The sequence below is a fragment of the Nitratireductor sp. XY-223 genome (assembly GCF_004959855.1).
Classification (GTDB): Bacteria; Pseudomonadota; Alphaproteobacteria; order Rhizobiales; family Rhizobiaceae; genus Hoeflea_A.
The window spans coordinates 464,434-486,909 of the sequence record NZ_SPNT01000001.1 but is presented as its reverse complement, the minus strand read 5'-3'; the positions used below and the strand labels follow the sequence as shown (position 1 = coordinate 486,909).

The 22,476-nt window shown below is 62.1% G+C and carries 15 protein-coding genes; 3 read left to right on the top strand and 12 right to left on the bottom strand.

Annotated elements, in window-relative coordinates:
• Positions 1-11: 11 nt before the first annotated feature.
• From E4M07_RS02135 to E4M07_RS02100, 8 genes are all read right to left on the bottom strand, one after another.
• The gene (locus E4M07_RS02135; protein WP_136656633.1) at positions 12-1,580 is read right to left on the bottom strand and encodes a DUF427 domain-containing protein; all 1,569 of its coding nucleotides are present in this window, start codon (positions 1,578-1,580) and stop codon (positions 12-14) included.
• A gap of 99 nt (positions 1,581-1,679) precedes the next feature.
• On the bottom strand, positions 1,680-3,842 hold the full coding sequence (locus E4M07_RS02130; RefSeq protein WP_136656632.1) for a cation:dicarboxylase symporter family transporter: 2,163 nt from the start codon (positions 3,840-3,842) through the stop codon (positions 1,680-1,682).
• A 123-nt stretch (positions 3,843-3,965) separates the two neighbouring features.
• Positions 3,966-4,841: a 3-hydroxyisobutyrate dehydrogenase gene (gene mmsB, locus E4M07_RS02125; protein ID WP_136656631.1), complete on the bottom strand. Its 876-nt coding sequence runs from the start codon at positions 4,839-4,841 to the stop codon at positions 3,966-3,968.
• Positions 4,842-4,926: 85 nt separating this feature from the next.
• On the bottom strand, positions 4,927-7,062 hold the full coding sequence (gene scpA, locus E4M07_RS02120) for a methylmalonyl-CoA mutase (protein ID WP_136656630.1): 2,136 nt from the start codon (positions 7,060-7,062) through the stop codon (positions 4,927-4,929).
• Between the two features lie 10 nt (positions 7,063-7,072).
• Positions 7,073-7,981, bottom strand: a complete 909-nt coding sequence (locus E4M07_RS02115) for an aldo/keto reductase (protein WP_206057157.1) — start codon at positions 7,979-7,981, stop codon at positions 7,073-7,075.
• Positions 7,978-9,987: an acetyl/propionyl/methylcrotonyl-CoA carboxylase subunit alpha gene (locus E4M07_RS02110; RefSeq protein WP_136656629.1), complete on the bottom strand. Its 2,010-nt coding sequence runs from the start codon at positions 9,985-9,987 to the stop codon at positions 7,978-7,980. Before E4M07_RS02110 ends, E4M07_RS02115 begins: the two co-directional genes overlap by 4 nt.
• 10 nt (positions 9,988-9,997) lie before the next feature.
• Positions 9,998-11,530 carry an acyl-CoA carboxylase subunit beta gene (locus E4M07_RS02105; protein ID WP_136656628.1) on the bottom strand — a complete coding sequence of 511 codons (1,533 nt, stop codon included), beginning with the start codon at positions 11,528-11,530 and terminating at the stop codon, positions 9,998-10,000.
• Positions 11,530-12,108 carry a biotin transporter BioY gene (locus E4M07_RS02100; RefSeq protein ID WP_136656627.1) on the bottom strand — a complete coding sequence of 193 codons (579 nt, stop codon included), beginning with the start codon at positions 12,106-12,108 and terminating at the stop codon, positions 11,530-11,532. Before E4M07_RS02100 ends, E4M07_RS02105 begins: the two co-directional genes overlap by 1 nt.
• Before the next feature lie 139 nt (positions 12,109-12,247).
• Between E4M07_RS02100 and E4M07_RS02095 the strand changes: the two genes are divergently transcribed.
• A complete protein-coding gene (locus E4M07_RS02095; protein ID WP_136656626.1) occupies positions 12,248-13,666 on the top strand; it encodes a helix-turn-helix transcriptional regulator in 1,419 nt (472 codons plus the stop codon).
• A gap of 6 nt (positions 13,667-13,672) precedes the next feature.
• Here the strand turns inward: E4M07_RS02095 and E4M07_RS02090 are convergent, their stop codons facing one another.
• The 4 genes from E4M07_RS02090 to dctP form a co-directional block, all read right to left on the bottom strand.
• Positions 13,673-15,013: an FAD-dependent oxidoreductase gene (locus E4M07_RS02090; protein ID WP_136656625.1), complete on the bottom strand. Its 1,341-nt coding sequence runs from the start codon at positions 15,011-15,013 to the stop codon at positions 13,673-13,675.
• 93 nt (positions 15,014-15,106) lie between these two features.
• Positions 15,107-17,764: a TRAP transporter large permease subunit gene (locus tag E4M07_RS02085; protein ID WP_136656624.1), complete on the bottom strand. Its 2,658-nt coding sequence runs from the start codon at positions 17,762-17,764 to the stop codon at positions 15,107-15,109.
• Between the two features lie 12 nt (positions 17,765-17,776).
• A complete protein-coding gene (locus E4M07_RS02080; protein WP_136656623.1) occupies positions 17,777-18,769 on the bottom strand; it encodes a TRAP transporter small permease subunit in 993 nt (330 codons plus the stop codon).
• Between the two features lie 218 nt (positions 18,770-18,987).
• The gene (gene dctP, locus E4M07_RS02075; RefSeq protein WP_136656622.1) at positions 18,988-20,070 is read right to left on the bottom strand and encodes a TRAP transporter substrate-binding protein DctP; all 1,083 of its coding nucleotides are present in this window, start codon (positions 20,068-20,070) and stop codon (positions 18,988-18,990) included.
• 215 nt (positions 20,071-20,285) lie between these two features.
• On the opposite strand from dctP, the gene E4M07_RS02070 reads away from it, so the two are divergent.
• Together E4M07_RS02070 and E4M07_RS02065 are read left to right on the top strand one after the other, a co-directional pair.
• Complete coding sequence (locus tag E4M07_RS02070; protein ID WP_136656621.1) at positions 20,286-21,647, top strand: cache domain-containing protein; 1,362 nt, start codon at positions 20,286-20,288, stop codon at positions 21,645-21,647.
• A gap of 29 nt (positions 21,648-21,676) precedes the next feature.
• Positions 21,677-22,330, top strand: coding sequence for a response regulator transcription factor (locus E4M07_RS02065; RefSeq protein ID WP_136656620.1), 654 nt, complete (start codon positions 21,677-21,679; stop codon positions 22,328-22,330).
• Positions 22,331-22,476: the final 146 nt, after the last annotated feature.

Below are 22,476 nucleotides of genomic sequence, written 5' to 3'. Positions count from 1 at the left end.
GCAAGCCAGCGTCAGCCCGATATTGCATGAATGTCAGCCGCCGGTGCGAAAGCCTCGACCTGATCGGACACGTTGCGCAGCTCGAATTCGCCGAGCGACTGCATCCGGTCATGGTGGCCGTCCGCGATCGCCTGTGTCGTGACGACCCGGTGACCGAGCTGTTTTCCGAGATCGCCGAGCCGCGCCGCGACATTGGCGGCGGAGCCGATAACCGTGAAGTCGAGACGCTGCTCCGAGCCGACATTGCCATAGGTGACATTGCCGAAGGCAAGGCCGATGGCACATCGAATCCGCTCGTCCGATTCCCCCAGTCCCATGTTGACGTCGCGGTCCATCGCCAGCGCCGCCGACAGCGCCTGACGGCAGGCATTGGCCGGATCGTCGCCGGCCGGGAAGATCGCAAGCACGGCGTCACCGATGAATTTCAGCACCTCGCCGCCGAATTCATGGACGATATCCGTCGTCACCTCGAAAAACTGGTTGAGCAGATCCAGGTAATCCTGCCGTCCCATCTCCCCTTCAAGGCGCGAAGAGCCGCGCAGGTCGCAGAACAGGATCGCCGCGTCGATTTCGTCGCCGTCGCCGCGCCGTATCTCGCCACCGAGCACCCGTGCGCCCGTGCCTTTGCCGAGATAGGTTTCAAGCAGCGAAGACGCATTGTCGCGCAGCGTGAACACCTCATAGAGCCGGCTGATCACGGAAGAGCACTCGAACACCAGACCGAGGTTGGACGTGGTAAAGCCGTCCGGATGGTCGCTGGTCATTGTCATGACGTTGATCTGGCCGTTGGAGAACGGCAGCGGCATGGCCACATAGTCGGTCCCGCCGTCCGCTTTCAGATCCTCCATGATCGGAAAGCTGAACTCCGCCTCCTCGCTGAGGAGGTTCTGGCGCACGCCGCCAAGGCCGTTCGCGACGTGCCTGAGCGGGCTGTTGACGTAGCTCGGATGATTATAGAGGTCATAGGACGGCGTATAGGTGTTTACCTTGCCGTCTCTCTTCGACCAGACATAGTTCCGCCCGGCGATCATCGGATGCAGGGACCAGATCATCACGCTCATCCGGGAGACGGCGATGCCGTCCTCGTTGAACTTGCGCGCGATTGCCTCGGTGAGTTCCTCGGGCGAGCCGCAAAGCCACGCCTCGCGCATGATCCAGTCGATGGTCGGGCCGGAGATGTTGCCGTAGTCGATGGGTCCGGCGTCCGCGTCCTTGATATCGACGGAACCAAGCACATTCGGCATGAAGCTGACCATACCCTCGATGTCACGCGCCTCGGGGATGGCGTTTTTGTATGACCAGGCGCCGTTCTCATAGATACGGCCGCCCACTTCGACGTCCCAGTAGGTTGCCGTGCCCTTGAACGGACAGAATGTGCGGTGATCGCTGGTCAGGAGCAGTTTCGCCTTCACGTCCTTTTGCGGGAAGTAGACGACGGAGGGCAGCCGGGTCTCGTGCATGAGTTTCGCGCCCTGGCTTGCGGCCAGAACATGATCGCCGCAACTTGCGACGGTTTCACCGGAAAGCGGCGCGACGGCGAGCCGGTAACCCAGCGATTTCGAGTCGGGATGTACAGTCATACGCTAAAGATGGTCGCCATTTCCGGAAAGTCCAATAGTTGCCGCGGGCATGTCGGTGCGGTTTCGACGCCTCCGGCCCGGGTCTGCACGAGAGACCGCCTACCGCGATGTATCGGTGGCCGCCGGATCGATCCACCGCTTCGTCATGTCGGCCAAAACGCCATTGTCCTTCTGCAATCGCATCCAGTAGTTCAGATAATCCGCAAGGCCCGGCGCGTCGGGCGGCATCAGATAGGCGAAAAGGAACCGGGTCGCGATGTGACGCGGCACGGCCGTCGAGTAGCCGTCATGCGAAATCGCCCAGGCGCGTGCCTGCTCAAGCGTCCAGATAGCAGCGTCGACATCCGTTTCTTCCGCCAGCTTGTCGTAGTTGGGCAGGACCTTGATATTTGCAGATGGAAAGGCGCGTTTGGCCGTCGGAATGAGCACAGGATCGTCGAACACGGCGATCGTCAGGTTCTCGATTGCATTTATCTTGTCGCGCGACGCGAAATCATTGATCTGGTCCGTGCGTACGATCAGTGCCAGCGGATTTTCATAGTAGGGATCGCTGACGGTGACCGAATCCAGCCTGCTGTTGGTGATATAAAGCCCGCCAATCGCGATATCGAATTTGTTTTCGGACAGGTTGTTGGTCATCGACTGCCAGTCATAGGGCACAAACACGACCTGCACGCTCATGCTCTGCGCGAAACGGTACATCATTTCGACGTCGTAGCCGACCAGCCGCTCCCTTTTGTTCTCGTAGGCAAACGGCATGACATTCGGATTGATGCCGACACGAAGCACGCCGTTTGATTGAATGCGTTCGAGCACATCGACATTTTTGTCAGTCGATGCGGCCTGCGATGGGGCCTGTCCATGCCCCGTATCAGCCGTGGCCAGTCTGGAAACAAGATTCTCGTCGCTGAGTGCCTGGACTTCTTTCGGCAGGCCCATCTCAAGATAGTTTGTTTCGGAATGCAATTGGATATGTGTTCCGCTCAGCCGGCCAAGGGACAGGATCGCCGTCAGGCAGACAGCCGCGACCGCGATGGTCAGGACAAATCGTCTTATGTTGAAGCGGAGCCGTCCGTAGAACGCGAATGTGACGAGGATGGTGACGAATGCGAATCCGGCAACGGAGGCAAGCACCTGGACATATCGCGTGACCGCCATGGTCTCGACATAGAGATTGGCCGTCTCCGACGGCATGTTCAGCCAGTTCGCCATGAAGGCAACTGCGCCGATCGACGAGGTCGGAGAACCGATGCCCGAAAGCAGCGTCACGATCGGAAGCTCCATCAGATGCCAGCTGGTCAGCGGAATGAAGAAATAGAAGGATGCATAGAGGAGAAACGCCAGGATGAAGAAATTGCCGATCTGCGCCAGCGGATAGCTGACCGACAGCGTCGTCTGTATGATTTCCTTCTGTTCCGTCTCCTCCTGGGAATCGCAGTATTTTTCCGCCATGTTCTGCGTCGCTCTCTGGATCATCGGCAGCGACGCAACCGACAGCGACGTGACCATCGCAATGAGGAACGCATCTTTGAGCTCCGACATCAGCTCCCAGTATTTCATTGGCAGGAAGGCCGTCAGCATCATCGGCAGGATCCACAGGCTGAGCAGCAGCGCACACAAGACGACGACGAGGATGTAGATCGACATCGCCGCATAACCCTCGGGATCCATCGAGCTGATGGAACTGGCGAAAAGCGCGCACACGCCGGTCGGCGCGAGCAGGACGACCCACTCCCAGATGCGGATGCAGGCCTGGCGGACCACCGAGAGCATGTCGAGCAGTTCGGTCGGTTTCTTGCTTTGCTGCACCGCGATCCCGAAGATGAGCCCCATCAGCACGATCGACGGGATGTAGTTGTTGCTCAGTGCCTGGAAGAAATTGTCGGGAACCAGCAGATCGATCAGCGTCGAGCCTTGATTGACAGGTGCGGTGAGGCCGCTCGAGAAATCGACGACAGCCGCCTGCCGCACGAGCGGCACCGTCAGCGCCGCGAACAACAGAACGGTGAACGTCATGGCCCAGAGGGCGAGGTAGATGGCCCAGCTCTTTTGAAAGAGCTTGCGCGCCGTGGCCGGTGCCAATTGTCCGAGACCCAGGATCAGAGACGAGATCAGATAGGGAAGCACCACGACTTCCATGAGCCGGATGTAGATATCCCCGACCGGCGCGACGATTGCCGCGAGCAGCGGGCTGAAAAGGCCGATAAGTATCCCGGCGGCTCCGCCGATCAGCACGTATAGCGGTAGGCGCTTGTTCTGCAATATTCCGCTCTCCTCAAGCCGCTGGTCTGCGCAGCATGGAAGGTGCTGCCGCCGAATTCAACTGTAGGATGGAATACAAGTATGATTCTACAACAAATTCATAACACGCCGGAGGTTGCGTGATCAGTGGTTATCATGCCCCTGCGCGGCCAGATCCAGCAATATGGCGGAAAAATCCTGCCCTCTTCCACCCGAATCGACAAAGGTCTGGTAGAGAGCGCTGGCCAGACTGCCCATCGGTGTCGCCGCGTCCGCGGAAGCGGCGGCACGCTGGCTCAACAACAGATCCTTCAACATCAATTCGGCCGCAAAGCCGGGCTTGTAGTCATTATCCGCCGGACTTTCAGGGCCGACGCCCGGCGCGGGACAGTATTGGTTGACCGACCAGCAGGCGCCCGACGACGTGGAAACCACCTCAAAGAGGCTTTGCCTGTCGAGATTCAGCTTGTCGCCAAGCGCAAACGCCTCGCAGACGCCGATCATGGATATTCCGAGGATCATGTTGTTGCAGATCTTTGCCGCCTGGCCGGCACCCGGATCGCCGCAATGAACGGCTTTCTGGCCCATGATCTCGAACAGCGCTCCAGCCGCCGCGACGCTTTCGGGCGAACCGCCCGCCATGAAGGTAAGCGTTCCGCCGGCGGCACCTGCGATACCGCCCGAAACGGGTGCGTCAACCGACAGAAGGCCGGCCTTTGCGGCCTGTTCATGAGCAGCGCGTGCGCTCTCGACATCGACGGTCGAGCAGTCGACAAACACGGCGCCGCGCTGACCGTGCGGAACGATTTCGTCGTAGACGGAACGAAGAACCGCGCCGTTCGGCAGCATGGTGATCACCGCGTCCCTGCCCCTTGCGGCTTCCGCAGCGGTTGCCGCTGTTTCCACCCCTTCAACGCCGACACCGGCGGCGTCAAACCCGATGACCTGGTGTCCCGCCACGGCCAGGTTCTTTGCCATTGGCGCACCCATGTTGCCGAGCCCGATAAATCCGATCTTCATTAATGTCCTCCCCGGCCGCCATGGCCGCATTTTGCCGGCCGCCCGGAGGTCCGGGCGGATCCTGTTGATTGCCTGTTCGGTGGATCTAGCGGTTGCGCCGCATGCCCGCGACTTCGGCCAGCACGACATTCGCCGCGTCCAGCACGTTGGATCCCGGACCAAAGATCGCCGTGACGCCCGCATCCTGCAGGAAGTCGTAATCCTGCTCGGGAATAACACCGCCGCAAATCACAATGATATCTTCGCGGCCCGCCGCCTTCAGCTCGCCAATGAGTTCCGGCACCAGCGTGCGGTGGCCGGCCGCGAGCGACGAAACGCCGATCACGTCGACATCGCCGGCGATCGCCTTGGAGGCGACTTCCGGCGGCGTCTCGAACATGTCCGACAGCTCCACGTCAAAGCCCATATCGGCAAAGGCGGTCGCAATGACCTTGGCGCCGCGGTCATGGCCGTCCTGGCCCATCTTGGCGACCAGGATGCGCGGCTCCCGTCTGCGCTCCTTTTGGTAGTCGGCGATCTTCTTCTGGATCAGCTCATATTGCGCATCGCCCTTGTAGGCCTCGCCGTAGACGCCGGAAATCACCCGCGTGGTCGCCTTGTGCCGATTGAAGGCGCGCTCCATTGCGTCGGAGATCTCGCCGAGGCTGGCCCGCGCCCGCGCGGCTTCCACGGCGGCGGCCAAAAGGTTCCCCTCTCCGGACGCGGCCACCTCCTCCAGGGTGTTGATTGCCGCGTCATACGCCTTGTCATCGCGCGTCTCGCGGATTTTCTTGAGCCGCGCGATCTGCGCGTCACGCACCTTGGCGTTGTCGATCTCGAGGATATCGACCTTCGGCTCGTCTTCGAGGCGGAAACGGTTGACGCCGACAATGACGTCCTCGCCCTTGTCGATCCGCGCCTGCCGGCGGGCGGCGGCTTCCTCGATGCGCATCTTGGGCAGGCCCTGCTCCACCGCCTTCGTCATGCCGCCGAGGCTTTCGACCTCCTCGATCATCCGCCAGGCCTCGTCGGCCAGTTCCTTCGTCAGCGCCTCGACATAATAGGATCCGCCAAGCGGATCGACGACGTTCGTCACGCCGGTCTCGTGCTGCAGGATAAGTTGCGTATTGCGGGCGATACGCGCGGAGAATTCGGTCGGCAGCGCGATCGCCTCGTCGAAGGAATTGGTGTGCAGCGACTGCGTGCCGCCGAGCGCCGCGGCCATCGCCTCGAAGGCCGTACGCACGATGTTGTTGTAGGGATCCTGCTCGGTCAGCGAAACGCCTGACGTCTGGCAATGGGTGCGCAGCATCTTCGAGCGCTCCGACTTGGCACCGAAATCGGTCATGATCCGGGCCCAGAGCTGCCGCGCGGCGCGCAGCTTGGCGGCTTCCATGAAGAAGTTCATGCCGATGCAGAAGAAGAACGAAAGCCGCCCGGCGAAGGCGTCCACGTCAAGGCCCTTGCTCATCGCCGCGCGGACATATTCCATGCCGTCGGCCAACGTATAGGCAAGCTCCTGGGCAAGCGTCGAACCGGCCTCCTGCATGTGGTAGCCGGAGATCGATATCGAGTTGAACTTCGGCATCTCGCGCGCCGTGAATTCAATAATGTCCGCAACGATCCGCATCGATGATTCCGGCGGGTAGATATAGGTGTTGCGCACCATGAATTCCTTGAGGATGTCGTTCTGGATCGTGCCGGAGAGCGCCGAACGCTCGACGCCCTGCTCCTCGCCGGCAACGATGAACATCGCCAGCACTGGAATGACCGCGCCGTTCATGGTCATCGAAACCGACATCTGATCGAGCGGAATGCCGTCGAACAGGATTTTCATGTCCTCGACGGAATCGATCGCCACACCCGCCTTGCCGACATCGCCGACCACCCGCGGATGATCGGAATCATAGCCGCGATGGGTGGCGAGATCGAAGGCGACCGACAGGCCCTTCTGCCCGCCGGCGAGGTTCTTGCGATAAAACGCGTTGGATTCCTCGGCCGTCGAGAACCCGGCATACTGGCGGATCGTCCAGGGACGCCCGGCATACATGGTCGCTCGGATGCCCCGTGTGAAGGGCGCGAAGCCCGGATGCTCGCCCGCGGTGGCGGGCGGCAGGTCGCCGGCACCGTAGAGCGGCTTGATGGTGATGCCCTCCGGCGTTTCCCAGTTCAGGCTCGACGGCGGATTGCCTTTCAGCTCCCTCGTTGCGAGCTCGATCCAGTCGCGATCTGTCTTCGTCATGGGTTCGTCCTCACGGCATCGGCGCGCCGCGGCTGGCTTCCAGGATTTCATACCAGTCGCGGCGGCTCATCTTGATTTCGAAGGCACCGGCGGCCGCCCGTATGCGCTCGGGCGACTGGGTACCGATAATGGGAACGACGCCCGCCGGATGGGCGAGCAGCCAGGCAAGCGCGACGCATTCCCGCGTCGATCCGTTGTCCTTCGCGATCCGCTCGAGAACGGCGACCAGCCCTGTAGCGCGGAGATCCGCCCTGTCCGGCACCCGGCCGGTCGCCAGTGACCCGCCCGCCAGCGGCGACCAGGCCAGGGGAAGAATGGAAGCGCCTTGCGCATAATCGAGCGTACCGTCATCGAGCGGATCGGTATGCAGGGCTGAGAATTCGGGCTGCGTGACGACAAGCGGAATGTCGAGGAAGGATTGCAGGGCGCGCGTCTGTTCCAGCGTATAGTTGGAGACACCCACCGAGCGGGCCTTGCCGCTGGCGACAATCTCGGCCACTGCTTCGGCAACCTCGGCCGCGCCGGTCAGGAAATCCGGCCGGTGGATCAGGAAGACATCGACTGCTTCGCAGTTGAGGCGCGTGAGCGAGGCCTCGCAGGAGGCGATCAGATGGCGCTTGGTCGAATCGTAGGGAACCGGCGGCGTGATGCCGCCCTTGGTCACAAGCACGATCTCGTCGCGAAGCGAAGAGCGCTCGGCAAGCAGCGCACCGAGCATACGCTCGGCCTCGCCGGCGCCGTACACGGCAGCGGTGTCGATGATATTGGCACCCACCTCCAGCGCCGCGTCGATCTTGCCGGCAAGCGCCTCCTGCGGCGTTTCCGGCAGGCGCCAGCACCCATAGGCAAGACGGCCGACCTCGCGGCCGACGAGGTAGCCGTGCCGGGCCAGGGTCAGATGTTCAGGGCCATCGCTCACGCTTCGAACTCCATGATCACCGCGTCAACCGCGAGGCTGTCGCCCACGGAAACCGGTATCTTCGCGACCTTTCCCGGCCGCTCCGCCCTGAGGACATTCTCCATCTTCATTGCTTCGACGATGGCCAGCGACTGGCCCTCCTCGACCTCGGCGCCCTCCTCCACGTGCAGCGCAACGACGAGACCCGGCATCGGGCACAGCAGCATCTTCGACGTGTCCGGCGGCAGTTTTTCAGGCATCAGCGCGGCCAATTCGGCCACACGGCCTGAAAGCACCTGTACGGTCCGGTCGACACCCCGGTGACGCAGGCGGTAACCGCCCGGAACCGGATCGACCTTGAAGGCGGCGGCCGCACCGTCGATCCCGACCTGGCACAGTGTCTCGCCCGGTTGCCAGTCGGTCTTCAGGCGCATCGGGCTCTTTTCGCCGACTGTCACGGCGTATTCATCGCCCTCGCGCCGGATCCGTACCGGGGTGTTTTCCCGTTCCATGCGGGCGGTTTTTTCCGTTGTCTCCGACGCGCCGTCCTCCGCAAAGCGGTCGCTTGCGGTTCTCGCCCGGCGTTCGGCCTCGATCGCGTCGAGGACCGCGGCAACGGCGCAAAGATCCGCCGCCGTCTGGCAGTCGGCCTCCACGCCGTGAAAGCCCTCGGGATATTCCTCGGCGATAAAGGCGGTCGTGATGTTGCCGGAGCGGAAGCGATCATGATCCATGACCGCCGACAGGAACGGGATGTTGTGCCCGATCCCCTCAACCTCGAAATGGTCGAGCGCGTCGGCCATACGTTCGACGGCCATGTTCCGGTCCGGCGCCCAGGTGCACAGCTTGGCGATCATCGGATCGTAGAACATGGAGATCTCACCGCCTTCGAAGACGCCGGTATCGTTGCGCACGATGTGGCCGTCCGCGCCGGCCCCCTCCGCGGGCGGGCGGTAGCGGGTCAGCCGGCCGATCGACGGCAGGAAATTGCGATACGGGTCCTCGGCATAGAGCCGGCTTTCCACGGCCCAGCCGTTGAGCTTGATATCGTCCTGGCCGATACCGAGCGTCTCGCCGGCGGCGACCCGGATCATCTGCTCGACCAGGTCGACGCCGGTGATCAGCTCGGTAACGGGATGCTCCACCTGCAGACGCGTGTTCATTTCGAGGAAATAGAAATTGCGGTCCTTGTCGACGATGAACTCGACGGTGCCGGCGCTGGCGTAGTCGACCGCCCTGGCGAGGGCCACCGCCTGCTCGCCCATCGCCTTGCGGGTTTCCCGGTCGAGGAACGGCGACGGCGCCTCCTCGATGACCTTCTGGTTACGCCGCTGGATGGAGCATTCGCGTTCGCCCAAATAGATGCAGTTGCCCTTCGTGTCGGCCAGGACCTGGATCTCGATGTGGCGCGGCTCGGTGACGAATTTCTCGATGAAGATACGGTCGTCGCCAAAGCTGGAGGCGGCCTCGGACTTCGAGCGGTCATAGCCCTCCCGCGCCTCTTCGTCGTTCCAGGCGATACGCATGCCCTTGCCGCCGCCGCCGGCGCTCGCCTTGATCATCACCGGATAGCCGATCTCCGTGGCGATGCGCACCGCGTGATCGGCATCGTCGATCAGCCCCATGACGCCGGGAACGGTCGAGACCCCCGCCTCGGCGGCGATCTTTTTGGAGGTGATCTTGTCCCCCATCGCCTCGATGGCCCCCTTCGGCGGTCCGATGAAGGCGATGCCCTCGGCGGCCAGCCGCTCGGCGAACTCGGCGCGTTCCGACAGGAAGCCGTAGCCCGGATGCACGGCCTCGGCGCCGGTCTGCTTGCACGCCTCGACGATCTTGTCGATGACCAGATAGCTTTCCGCCGCCGCCGGCGGGCCGATGAAGACGGCCTCGTCGGCCATCTCGACATGCAGCGCGTTGCGGTCGGCCTCCGAATAGACGGCAACGGTGGCAATGCCCATGCGCTTGGCCGTCTTGAAGACGCGGCAGGCGATTTCCCCGCGATTGGCGACCAGGATTTTCTTGAACATCTGCCGTCCCCTAAAGCGGAATGTTGTCGTGTTTCTTGGCCGGTGCTTCAGCCTGCTTTGTCTTCAGAAGCTCGAATGCCCGAAGCACCCGCCGCCGCGTCGAGTGCGGCATGATCACCTCGTCGATGAAACCGCGCTGCGCGGCGACGAAGGGATTGGCGAAGCGGTCCTCGTAATCCTTGGTGCGCCGGGCGATCTTGTCCGGATCGTCCAGTTCAGACCGGTAGAGGATCTCGGTCGCGCCCTTGGCGCCCATCACCGCGATCTCGGCCGTCGGCCAGGCATAGTTGACATCGGCGCGGATATGCTTGGATGCCATGACGTCATAGGCGCCGCCATAGGCCTTGCGTGTAATCACCGTGACCTTCGGCACCGTCGCCTCGGCATAGGCAAAAAGCAGCTTGGCGCCGTGCTTGATGATGCCGCCATATTCCTGCGCCGTTCCGGGCAGGAAGCCCGGGACGTCGACCAGGGTCAGGATCGGTATGTTGAAGGCATCGCAGAAGCGCACGAACCGCCCCGCCTTCTTGGCGCTGTCGATGTCGAGGCAGCCGGCGAGCACCATCGGCTGGTTGGCGACGACGCCGACGGTCGAGCCGTCGAGGCGGACGAAACCGCACAGGATGTTGCCGGCGAAGTCCCGTTGGATCTCGAAGAACTCGCCCTCGTCCGCGATTTTAACGATCACCTCGTGCATGTCGTAGGGCTTGTTCGGATTGTCGGGCACCAGCGTGTCGAGGCTTGTCTCCATGCGATCGGCCGTGTCGGGCGTGTGCCTGACCGGCGGCTTCTCGCGGTTTGACAGGGGCAGGAAGTCGAACATGCGGCGCACTTCGAGCAGCGCCTCCACATCGTTCTCGAAAGCACCGTCGGCAACGGACGATTTCTTCGTATGGGTCGAGGCGCCGCCCAGTTCCTCTGCCGTGACCACCTCGTTGGTAACCGTCTTGACCACATCCGGGCCGGTCACGAACATGTAGCTCGTATCCTTCACCATGAAGATGAAATCGGTCATCGCCGGCGAATAGACCGCCCCACCGGCGCACGGCCCCATGATGACCGAGATCTGCGGGATGACACCGGAGGCCTGCACATTGCGCCAGAACACCTCGGCATAGCCGCCGAGCGAGGCCACGCCCTCCTGGATGCGCGCGCCGCCGGAATCGTTGAGGCCGATCAGCGGCAGGCCGTTCTGCATTGCAAGGTCCATCACCTTGCAGATCTTTTCCGCATGGGTCTCGGAAAGCGATCCGCCGAAGACGGTGAAATCCTGGCTGAAGACGTAGGTCGGGCGGCCGTTGATCGTGCCCCACCCGGTGACGACACCGTCGCCGGCGATCTGCTGGTCCTGCATGCCGAAATCGGAGCAGCGGTGCGCCTTGTACATGTCGTATTCTTCGAAGGAACCCTCGTCGAGCAGCACCTCGAGCCGCTCGCGCGCCGTCAGCTTGCCCTTGGCGTGCTGCGCGTCGATGCGCCTCTGGCCGCCGCCGAGATGCGCCTCGCGGCGCTTTTCCTCCAATTGCTCAAGCACCTCGAGCATCAGACCGCTCCGCGCGATTGCAGGAACTTCCACGCCGCCGGGAAGATCAGCGCGGCGAGCGCGGCCTTGGTCAGGTCACCGAGGATGAAAGGAAAGAGGCCCCAGGCGAGAACCGGCTTGTCCCAGCCGACGACACCGCCGAGCCACAACAGTCCGGGAACGTAGAGGATGGCCGATCCGGCAAGCGCCGCGATGAAGGCCAGGACCACGTTGCGGTCCCACCCGCGCTCGGCAAGCCAGCCCGTGAGACCCGCAGCAAGCACGAAACCGATCAGGAAGCCGCCCGTCGGCCCCATCATGTAGGCAATCCCGATGCCCTTTTCCGGCGTTCCGGAGAAGACGGGAAGGCCGGCCGCACCCTCGACGAGATAAAGCAGGACGGAAAGCACCGCGAGCCTTGATCCAAGCGCCAGGCCGAGACCGACCACAACGAGCGTCTGCATCGTCATCGGCACCGGATAGAACGGCACGGCGGCCTTGGCCGAAAGGGCAAGAAGGATGGAGGCGAGAACGACGATAAGGGAATCGCGCAGCAGCGAATGGCTGCGTCCGGCGGTCAAGGTGGCATAAAGTGTCATGGGATCCCTCCATGGAATATTGTGGTGGTCCTTAAGGATGGCCCAGATGTACCGCGCTGCGGAAATCGGCAAAAGGCTTGAAATAGCAACAAAGTTGAGTTAGCTAATTTTGCAAACGTAATTTTGCAAAGTTGCGAACATGCGCGCACGCAAGCTCTTCATTGGCCGCAATATCCGCCGGATCCGCGAGGAAAACGGCCAGACTCAGGCGGTCTTCGCCAAAAATCTCGGCATATCGACCAGCTATCTCAACCAGATCGAGAACAACCAGCGCCACGTCACCGCGCCGGTCCTGCTGGCGCTGGCGGAGAATTTCGCCGTCGATATTGCCAGCCTTTCGGAAAACGACAGCGACCGGCTGCTCGCCGATATGGCCGAGGCGATCGCCGATCCGCTGTTCAAGGGCCAGCAGCCCTCGGCCCAGGATCTGAAGCTGGTGACCCAGAACACGCCTTCCGTCGCGCGGGCGTTCCTCGCCATGCACCAGGCACTGCGGCGGGCCGGCGAGCAACTGGCCGAGCTCGACGATACGCTGGAACGGTCGGGCGGACTGAACGAGCCGACCCCTTACGAGGAGGTTCGCGATTTCTTCCATTACCTCGACAATTACGTCCACGAGCTTGATATCGCGGCAGAAAAGCTGGCCGGCGATCTGCGCGGCGCCACCCGCAACCGGGTCCGAACCCTGGCCGACCACCTGGAACGCAATCACCGGGTCCGCGTCGCCATCGGCGGCGCGGCGACGGGTGCCGGGGCGATCCGGCGCTACGACCCGGTCTCGCGGGTCCTGTCCGTCAACCCGAAGGCGCCGCCGTCCACGCACGCCTTCCAGTTGGCGCATCAGATCGGGCTTCTGGAACATGCCGAAACCATGACGGCGATCATCGACAAGGCCGGCTTCCGCACCGGAGACGCGGCCTCCGTGTGCCGCATCGGCCTTGCCAACTATTTCGCCGGCAGCGCCCTGTTGCCTTACGGCGAATTCCTGGCCTCATCCGGAGAGCTGCGCCACGACCTGGAGCTCCTGGCCGATCGTTTCGGCGCCAGCATCGAGCAGGTCGCGCACCGCCTGAGCACCCTGCAACGCCCCGGAAACAAGGGGATTCCATTCTTCTTCGCCCGGGTCGACCAGGCCGGCAACATCACCAAGCGCCACAGCGCGACGAAGCTGCAATTCGCCCGCTTCGGCTCCGCCTGCCCGCTCTGGAACGTCCACAACGCCTTCGCGACCTCGGCGCGCATCCTCAGGCAGCTCGCCGAGACACCCGATGGCGTGCGTTATCTGTGTCTGGCAACGGCGGTGACCAAGCCCGGCGGTGGATTCCGCGATCCGGTCCAGCGCTACGCGCTCGCCTTCGGCTGCGAGATCAAGCACGCCGGTGCGCTGGTCTATGCCGACGATCTCGACCTTGAGAGCAATACGGCCTTCGAGCCGATCGGCATATCGTGCCGCATCTGCGAGCGGACCGATTGTCACCAGCGGGCCGTGCCGCCGCTCAAACGGCGGTTGTCGGTCGATCCGAACAGCCGTGACACGATCCCCTATTCGTTCGATTGACGCACGTTACCCGGCGATGCCATCCGCCACGTGGATGGCAAGGCTGACGCCGGTCAGCGTGGGATTGACCGCCATTCTGGTCGGGATCAGGCCGTTGGTGGCGAGATGCAGGTTGTCATATCCCCAAACACGGCCGCGGTAATCCGCGACACCGGTTCCGTCGTCCTCGGCGGACATGCGGGTGGTTCCGGTCATGTGGGCGAAGCCGAACGGCATCCAGGTCACGTCACAGCCCTCGCGGATACGCCCGATCAGGTCGGCGATGTTCCGTGCCTCCTTCTCCGCCCCCGCCATGCGGCCAAGATCGGCCTGCGAAAGGGGGACATCGAAAGTCACCCGTGCATCGTCATGGAAGATCGCGCGTTTGTGTTCTTCGTTGTCGACCGGACAGATGGACTGGATCTCGACCAGGCGGTTCCCTTCGACCCGCGCATCATTCCCCGAGGGCATGAAGGGCGAAACGTCATGAAGAACGATCGTATACCACTCCACTCCGCCGCCCGGACGAAGCTGAATTCGCGGTTCGAAGTCTGACACGCCGCTTTCGCGACAGAACTCAGGCGCAACGACGATTTGGCAAATGGCCAGCGGGTGATAGGACAGGTAACGGCCCAGCGCCTTCGGACGGATACCCGACCGGTGAAGCAGCTGCGGCGTCGCAATTGCACCGCCGGCGATGATAACCTGCGGAGCCTCGATGGAACCGGACTCCGTTTCCAGACCCGTGACATTGTGGCCCTCGGTGATGATGCGGTTAACCCGGGCGTTTCGGATCGTCACTTTCCCGCCGGCACTGCTGCCGTTCAGAATGTCGATTGAGCCGGTGAAATGCAGCAGGCCGTCCTGATCGTAGCGTCCCGCAACGGGCAGCGGCGTGGCCTGCCGGCCTGAGGACTCGACAAGGCCGTTGAGCGCATCGCCGATGCGTTGCTGACGGATCGACCGGTCAAGCCGGTCCGCTTGCACATGCAGGTAGCCTTCAGCCTGGCCGTAGCGCTCGGACCAGGCCTCGTCCGACATTGCCGGCCACGGAGCGTCGCCGCGCGGACACAGATTTGTCCAGATCACACCCTGGCCGCCGACCGTTCGGGTCACGGCCGCTCCGGGCAGCGCATCGCGCGGAACGGTATCATCAATGAATTCCAGGAACCCGGTTGCAGCCGGAAGGTAGCTGTCCCGGTCGTTTGCAAACCGCTCTGCATTTCGGAAATGCGATCCTGGAGGATCGGAGATCGCGTTTCCCTGCTCCAGCACGAGCACCTGCGCGCCCTTTTCCGCCAGTCTCCTTGCCGCCGCCAACCCGAGCGGGCCGCTGCCGACGATCACGACGTCATGGTTCTCAGGCATGGCACGACCTCGATGATGGTTGCGGAGCTTATGACCGTTACTATAGCCGAGCGAGCGGCCTGTTTGTCACCCCTTTCGGTTGCGCAGCGCTGATCAGAAGTTCAGCGAGATATCGCGGTGATCGGACGTGCAGGCCGCGACATAGAGTGCCTGTTCGCGCGTCAGCCGGCGTTGCTGGCGTATGCCGATCGTCGGTCCGAGCGTGGTGACATACTCATCGATTCCGACCCTCAGCGCACCATCGGCCTTTTCGCGCCACGCAAGTTGCGTCTGGTACTCGGCGACCGCCTTGTCGATTTCCGCGAGCGCCTTTTCCTTGCTTGGCGTCTTGGACCGCAACGCGCGACGTGCCTTCGAAAGGTCAGACTTGATATCGTTCGCGCCTTCGATCTCGCCGAACTTCTTGGAGAGCTCGTTGAGCGGCTCTGTCATATCGGCCGGCTCGTTATCCATGACCTGTGCGCCGATGGCCTCCAGTTCCGGCCCGAGAGCCTTGAAAGCATCATAGGCGTTCAGGCTGGCGAGCAGCGAGGCCGGCGGTGCAAATGCCTTCTCGGCGGTCTGGTAGAACTCACGATTGAGTTTCGTCTGATTGTCGATCAGCTTGTCGAAATCGCTGTAAACCTGCTCCCATTCACCGGGTATCGACGCGGCCAGGGCCTCCCGGTCACCCTGCAGTTTGGTGACACGGTTCTCTAGCCGCTCTTTCTGCGCGGCCTGCGAGGGATCGCGCGCGCGCTCGATCAGCACTTCGAGTTCCTCGAGCCGCTCGTCGATGCTCCGGATGTCCTGCTCAATCGCACGGACCTGCCTGTGAAGCGGCCGATAGTCCGACGACGCGGTGTCTATATCGGTTCTGGCCGTCTGGCCCTCGTCAAGCAGGGCGATGGCCTTTGCGACATTTTCGAAGCTCCCGGTTACCGATTTCGACAGCTTGTCCGGCAGGACGCCGTAGTCGAGTTGCCGCGCCTTGTCGACGGCGCCCAGGAGCGCGCCGCGCGTCTCGCCCAGTTCCTCGCCGAGATACTGTTCGACGCAGTAGGCGAGCCGCGGGTTGCGCGGCGGCGGCGCCGTCTCGGACAATAGAGCCACCCGGTTCGGCAGGTAGTTCACCAGCTGCGGCAGCATGCCGACGATCACCAGCGCGATGAGCTGGATGCAGATGAACGGAACCACGCCCTTGTAGATCTGCAGTGTCTTGACTGCCGCGGGGGCCACCCCGCGCAGGTAGAAAAGGGCGAAGCCGAACGGCGGCGTCAGGAACGATGTCTGGATGTTGAGCCCAATCATGACGCCGAGCCACACGGCGGTCACGTTGGCCTCGGGATCGGCGAGCAGGATCGGGGCGACGATCGGCACGACCACCACCGCGATCTCGATGAAATCGAGGAAGAAGCCGAGCACGAAGATCACCGCCATCACGATGACGAACTTCGTCCAGAAGCCGCCGCCGAGACCGTTGAGGAATTCCTTGACGAGATGCTCCCCGCCGAAGGCGCGGAAAGCCGCCGTCAGGATGGCCGCGCCCAAAAGGATAATGAAGACCAGGGACGTCGTCTTGGCCGTCTCGATCATGACGCCCTTGAGCGTGTCTTCGATTTTGAACGACCGCCATCCGCTCCACACAAGGGCGATGATGAGCCCCGCCACGCTGATAAAGGCCAGCGTCACGCCCAAAACATCCGAGTTGGTCTTGATGTTTTTGATGTTCGTATTGAAGAAGGAAAGGATAAAGGCCAGCGCGATCAGCGACAGGATCGCAATGATCGCCGGGTAATAGGCATTCCGGTGTCCTTCTCGAAGACGGTATCCCCCCATGATCAGCGCGCCCGCGGCGCCGATCGCGCCGGCCTGGTTGACGGTCGCGATGCCGGCGATGATCGAGCCGAGCACCAGGAAGATCAGGATCAGCGGCGGGAACAGCGACAGACAGACCTTCAGGATGAACTTGGTATCGTATTTGCCGTCATAGTGCACCGGCGGTGCCGATTTCGGGCGCAGCGCCGCGAAGATCAGGATGTAGACCATGTAGAGGCCGACGAGCACCAGCCCCGGAACGATAGCGCCGAGGAACATCTCTCCGGCGCTGGTCGATCCGACATCGAAGATGCTCGGCATGGTCAGTTCGCCGGTGGAATCCTTGAACAGCGCCTTGCGCGCGGTGCCCGCCTGGTCGGCGGCGCTGGTCAGCTGGTCGGCGAGGATGATCAAGACGATCGACGGCGGGATGATCTGCCCGAGCGTGCCGGAAGCGGCAATGGTGCCGGTCGCCAGTTGCTGGGAGTAGTTGTTGCGCAGCATCGCCGGAAGCGAGATCAGGCCCATGGCCACGACGGTGGCACCGACAATACCGGTCGTGGCAGCGAGCAGCGCGCCGACGAAGACGACGGAAATGCCAAGGCCGCCCGGGATCGGGCCGAAAAGCTGCGCCATGGTAATGAGAAGATCTTCGGCGATCTTCGAGCGCTGCAGCATGATGCCCATGAAGATGAACAGCGGAATGGCGATCAGCGTGTCGCGTTCGGGTTCCCAATAGACCCCACGCAGGTTAGTCACACCCGCACTCAGCCACTGTGACGGCCCGCCTTGCGCAAAGAAGATGTCGGTGTCGCCGACAAAGACGTAACCGGCGATTGCCGCGATCAGGATCGTCACGATGGACGAGCCCGGCAATGCGAATGCGACGGGATAGCCCGATCCGAGGGCCAACGCCATCAGCAGGATCAGGAGGGCGAGAAAATACAGTTCCATGATTGGTGGTTCCTACTGCACCGTCGGCTCGTGATCCACGTGCCCGGGTTCGCCGCGGTAGTCGGCGACGGCCTCCAGCAGGTAACTGACGAACTGGATCATCATTGAAATGGCGAAAACGCCCAGGAATCCGGCCATCATGTATTTCACATACATGCCGAATCCGGCCTGGGTGACCTCGAAATTGAGCACCGGACTGTTGATGATCGAGGCCTTTTGTCCCATCCCGACGATCAGGATCGTCCAGCAGAACACAAGCCCCATCAGCAGTGTGCCGACCGCGTTGACCACGGCCTTTGTCCGATTCGTGAACGCCGCATAGAAAACGTCGACGCGCACATGCCCCTCCTCCTGCAGCGTATAGGCGCTGGCGAACAGGAACAGCGCGCCGTACCAGAACCGCACCAGGTCGGCCATGAAGGCCTGCTCGTAGGAAAAGATGAAGCGCATGAAGACGATGCCGAGTTCGGCAATCACGATCAGCAGCGCCAGCCACGGAAATCCGAGCGTGCGCGTAAAGCAGGCGAGGACGATCCCGAGTCCCATCAGGGGAACGTGCACGAACATGCCGCGAAACTGCGAGCGTCCGAGGTCCGACGCCAGATCCTCGCCGAAGATTCCGTCGAGCAATCCCTCGACCCGCAGGAACGAGATGGCGACATCGACGACGCCGACGATGAGGACGCACCAGAATGCGGCCCGGATGAAGAACGTGTTAATGCCGGCAATGCGCCTGCCGTCGGTCCGCAGCGCGGTCTCGCGGCTGCGCATGACGAAGAGGAGCGCCAGGACGACGCCGAGCGGGTAGAGCACCAGTTGAAACAATCCCGCCGCGCCCGCGCCGCCGCTGAACGGCGAGTCGGCGCCCGGAAATCCGGCGCCGAATGACAGGAAATTGTTGATCAGAAAAGCGACCATGATGGCCAGCACCGACCATCCGAAAAATCGCACGAAGTTCGAGAACGACGTGCTTGGCAGTGTGTCGGCCGTTGGCGATTCCGCCATTTTTGTTCCCCCAGCCTGGGTCCGAACGATCCAGGGCGCCCTGTTTGCCGGCTGCTGCGCACAACTGCAGCCGCCTACGGCCCCAGGCTGTCCAGCGGATACGACCTGTCGTCGGTTCCGCTATGCGAGCCCGTCCGTCCTATGCCCTGTCGAAGCCTGCTCAAATTGCGGGACGGGGGCACACCCCGTCCCGCGAGCTTCGCGCATTGTCTGCGCTTTTATTGGTTGATAACGGCGTTGCGCTTCTGGACATATGCCGTGTCGGACAGAGCCGTCCAGGCACCCAGCTCGGCGCGTTTCTCGAGCACTGCGTCGTAGATCTTCTTGGAAAGATCGTCGAATTCACGCGCTTCTTCGATGACTTCGGCCGAAGCTTCGCCGAACGCATCGTAGACGTCGTCGTTGAATTCACGCAGCTGAACGCCGTGATCGTTGATCAGACGGTTCAGATATTCACCGTTGAACGCGTTGGTTTCGGCCATGGTGCGCGCGTTTTCTTCGTTACACGCCGCCTGGACGATCGCCTGCTCGTTCTTGGTCAGTCCGTCCCACCAGCTCTTGTTCATGCCGAAGGCGATCTGCGCGCCCGGCTCGTGCATGCCCGGCCAGTAGTAGTACTTCGCAGCTTCGTAGAACTTCATGAAGTAGTCGTTGTACGGGCCGACCCACTCGGTGGCGTCGATGGCGCCGGAAACAAGGTTCTCGTAGATCTGGCCGCCGGGAAGCGAAACGGGCGAAGCGCCGAGCTTGGCCATCACGTCGCCACCAAGGCCCGGAATACGCATTTTCAGACCCTTCAGGTCGTCCGCGCTTTCGATTTCCTTGTTGAACCAGCCGCCCATCTGCACGCCGGTATTGCCGCATGCCAGGTTCTTGAGGCCAAACTGGTCAGCCAGTTCGTCCCACAGTTCCTGACCGCCGCCGTATTTGATCCAGGCGTCGATTTCGGTGTAGGTCATGCCGAACGGAATGGCGGTGAACGGCGCCCACCCCGGGTGCTTGCCCTTCCAGTAGTAGTCGGCGGCAATATAGGCCTGGGCATTGCCCGATGCGACCTCGTCGAACGAGTCGAAGGCGCCCACGCGTTCCCCAGCAGCAAAATACTGCACGTCGAGGCGACCATCGGTCAGTTCGCCGATGCGTGCTGCCAAACGCTGCGCCGGCAGTCCAAGCCCGGGAAAGTCACGTGGCCATGTGGACACGATAACCATCTCTTTCTTCGCCTGCGCAACGGCAGGTGCAGCGAGCGTGGAAGCGGCGCCTGCGACTGCAGCACCTGTCAAAAAAGTACGACGTTCCATAAATTTCCTCCCAAAAAAGGCCTTTTGCAACGAGGGTTTGTCAAACCGTTGCCGGGCCTGCATAGGCATTTGACAACAGTTTCTCAATTCGTGCAAATACCAGTCTTATCAGCACTACTACTGAGTTGGCCACAGTCTGCGTGCATTCGCCGCGGACCTGTGCCATTTTCCTGCCTTCGCCGCGTTCGGACGGCGAAAAACGCGGGTTTGAGCGCATGAAATTCAAGACAAAACTGTTCTTCATCACGCTGTTGCCGGTGATCCTGATCTCGGCCGCGATGATCTTCGTCATCGACTTCCAGTCGGCGCGATTGTCGCGATCGCAGGCCGAAACCGTCGAGACCCTCTATCTCGATCTCAAGCATGCCGAGCTGAAAAACTATGTCATGCTCGCACGCAATGCCCTGACGCCCATTTACGCGTCGAAGCTCAAGACCAAGCGGCAGGCGCAGCGCCAGGTCACCGAAATCGTCCGCAAGATGACCTTCGGCGAGGACAGCTATTTCTTCATCTACGACGAGGACGGCACGAACATCGTCAATCCGCGTCTGACCTATCTCATCGGCAGCAACTGGATCGGGCTGGAGGACGAGGATGGCCGTCGCGTAGTCAGGGAGCTGATCGACCGTGCAAAGAAGGGCGGCGAATTCTATCCGTTCATCTGGAAGAAACCGTCGACCGGCGAATACGTGGAAAAACTCGGCTACTCGGTCTACCTGGACAAGTGGAAATGGATGCTCGGCACCGGCATCTATCTCGACGAGGTGTCGCGCCAGGTCGCCGCCGTCCAGTCGGAACTGCACGACAATGTCGGCGAAACCCGGCTGGTGCTGTTCGTCCTGATGCTGGGTGCGGTGAGCCTTACCGCCGCGACCATCGCCGCGGCAAGGCTGTCCGAACAGCGTTTCGCCGACGCGCGCCTGAAGGAGCTTTCCGCGCGTCAGGTGGATTTCCAGGAGGACGAACGCAAGCGCGTTTCGCGCGAGTTGCACGACAGCATCAGCCAGTTGCTTGTCTCAGCGCGCTACGGGCTTGAGAACGCCTTGAACAGTTCGCGCAAGGAGGGCGACATATCCCAGCCGATCGAGAAGTCGATGAACGCGCTCGACGATGCCATTGCGGAAGTGCGCCGGATCTCAATGGCGCTCAGGCCCTCCGTTCTCGACGACATGGGGCTGGCGGCCGCCGTGAAGAGTCTCGGCAGCGAGTTTTCGAGACAAAGCGACATCGATGTCCAGGTCGAAGCCGAACCGCTAAAGGACCTTCTGACCGATGAGGCCAAAACCGCCCTTTACCGGGTGATCCAGGAAGCGCTGACCAATGTGGCGCGCCATTCGCGCGCCCGCAACGTCCAGATCCGCCTGTGCCGGCGCCGCAGCAATATCCACCTGCAACTCGAAGACGACGGGATCGGCATGCCCAGGGGTGCGGAACGGCGCTACAGGGGCGGCGGACTCGGCATCCGCAACATGCAGGAGCGCATCGACACGTTCGGCGGTTCGATCCGCTTTTCCAAAGGCCGCTCGGGCGGGCTTGCAATCGAAGTGACTTTGCCGATAGTAAAACATAAAAAATGAGTACCGAATAACAAAGGGGAACGGAACGAATGCGGTCTGCACGATCAGACGGCACTCGGATTCGGCTGGTTATCGTCGACGATCACGACCTGGTGCGCGAGGGCATCCGCTCGCGGCTGGCGGACGAGGATTTTGTCGATATTGTCGGCGAAGGCAGCAATGGCCGGCAGGCCGTGGAACTGTGCCAGTCGCTGGAGCCGGACCTGGTGCTTCTCGATATCTCGATGCCTGAAATGAACGGCCTCGAAGCGGCGCAGAAGATCAAGCGGACGCGGCCCGAAACGAAGATCCTGTTCCTGTCGATCTACGACAACGAGGAATATGTGCAGGAGGCGCTGCGCATCGGCGCCAACGGCTTCGTGCTGAAAGATGTCTCGAAGGACGAGATGATCAACGCGATACGGTCCGTTGTCCAGGGCGCAACCTATCTTGGCCCGCAGGCGGCTGCATCCCTCGCCAACCGCACCGTCGACAAGCTGGTGCCGGCCAATGATTACGGGCTGACCGAGCGAGAGAAGCAGGTTCTGGCCGCCGTCTCCAAGGGCATGACCAACCGCCAGATCGCCGAACAGCTGCATATCAGCGTCAGAACCGTGGAGAGCCACAGGCTCTCGATCCGCGAGAAGACCGGCGGCGGCAACGCCGTCGCACTGTCGAAGATCGCCAACCGGCTGGGCCTCTAGAACCGCAGCAATGCACCTGCGCGGAAACATAAGGGGCACGCCGATCTGATGAAAACAGACAGAACGTTCGTCTTGTTTTTGAATGGACACGATGTAAACTGCCGTCGGAAACCGGACGCTTTCCGGCGGGCGTCACATTTGACAGG

What these genes read in the sequence shown, in the direction of transcription:
- E4M07_RS02090 (WP_136656625.1), bottom strand. Translation starts at nt 15,013, where the DNA reads ATGCCTGAGAACCATGACGTCGTGATCGTCGGCAGCGGCCCGCTCGGG.
- E4M07_RS02095 (WP_136656626.1), top strand. Translation starts at nt 12,248, where the DNA reads ATGCGCGCACGCAAGCTCTTCATTGGCCGCAATATCCGCCGGATCCGC.
- E4M07_RS02065 (WP_136656620.1), top strand. Translation starts at nt 21,677, where the DNA reads ATGCGGTCTGCACGATCAGACGGCACTCGGATTCGGCTGGTTATCGTC.
- scpA (WP_136656630.1), bottom strand. Translation starts at nt 7,062, where the DNA reads ATGACGAAGACAGATCGCGACTGGATCGAGCTCGCAACGAGGGAGCTG.
- E4M07_RS02135 (WP_136656633.1), bottom strand. Translation starts at nt 1,580, where the DNA reads ATGACTGTACATCCCGACTCGAAATCGCTGGGTTACCGGCTCGCCGTC.
- E4M07_RS02070 (WP_136656621.1), top strand. Translation starts at nt 20,286, where the DNA reads ATGAAATTCAAGACAAAACTGTTCTTCATCACGCTGTTGCCGGTGATC.
- E4M07_RS02110 (WP_136656629.1), bottom strand. Translation starts at nt 9,987, where the DNA reads ATGTTCAAGAAAATCCTGGTCGCCAATCGCGGGGAAATCGCCTGCCGC.
- mmsB (WP_136656631.1), bottom strand. Translation starts at nt 4,841, where the DNA reads ATGAAGATCGGATTTATCGGGCTCGGCAACATGGGTGCGCCAATGGCA.
- E4M07_RS02100 (WP_136656627.1), bottom strand. Translation starts at nt 12,108, where the DNA reads ATGACACTTTATGCCACCTTGACCGCCGGACGCAGCCATTCGCTGCTG.
- E4M07_RS02105 (WP_136656628.1), bottom strand. Translation starts at nt 11,530, where the DNA reads ATGCTCGAGGTGCTTGAGCAATTGGAGGAAAAGCGCCGCGAGGCGCAT.
- dctP (WP_136656622.1), bottom strand. Translation starts at nt 20,070, where the DNA reads ATGGAACGTCGTACTTTTTTGACAGGTGCTGCAGTCGCAGGCGCCGCT.
- E4M07_RS02085 (WP_136656624.1), bottom strand. Translation starts at nt 17,764, where the DNA reads ATGGAACTGTATTTTCTCGCCCTCCTGATCCTGCTGATGGCGTTGGCC.
- E4M07_RS02080 (WP_136656623.1), bottom strand. Translation starts at nt 18,769, where the DNA reads ATGGCGGAATCGCCAACGGCCGACACACTGCCAAGCACGTCGTTCTCG.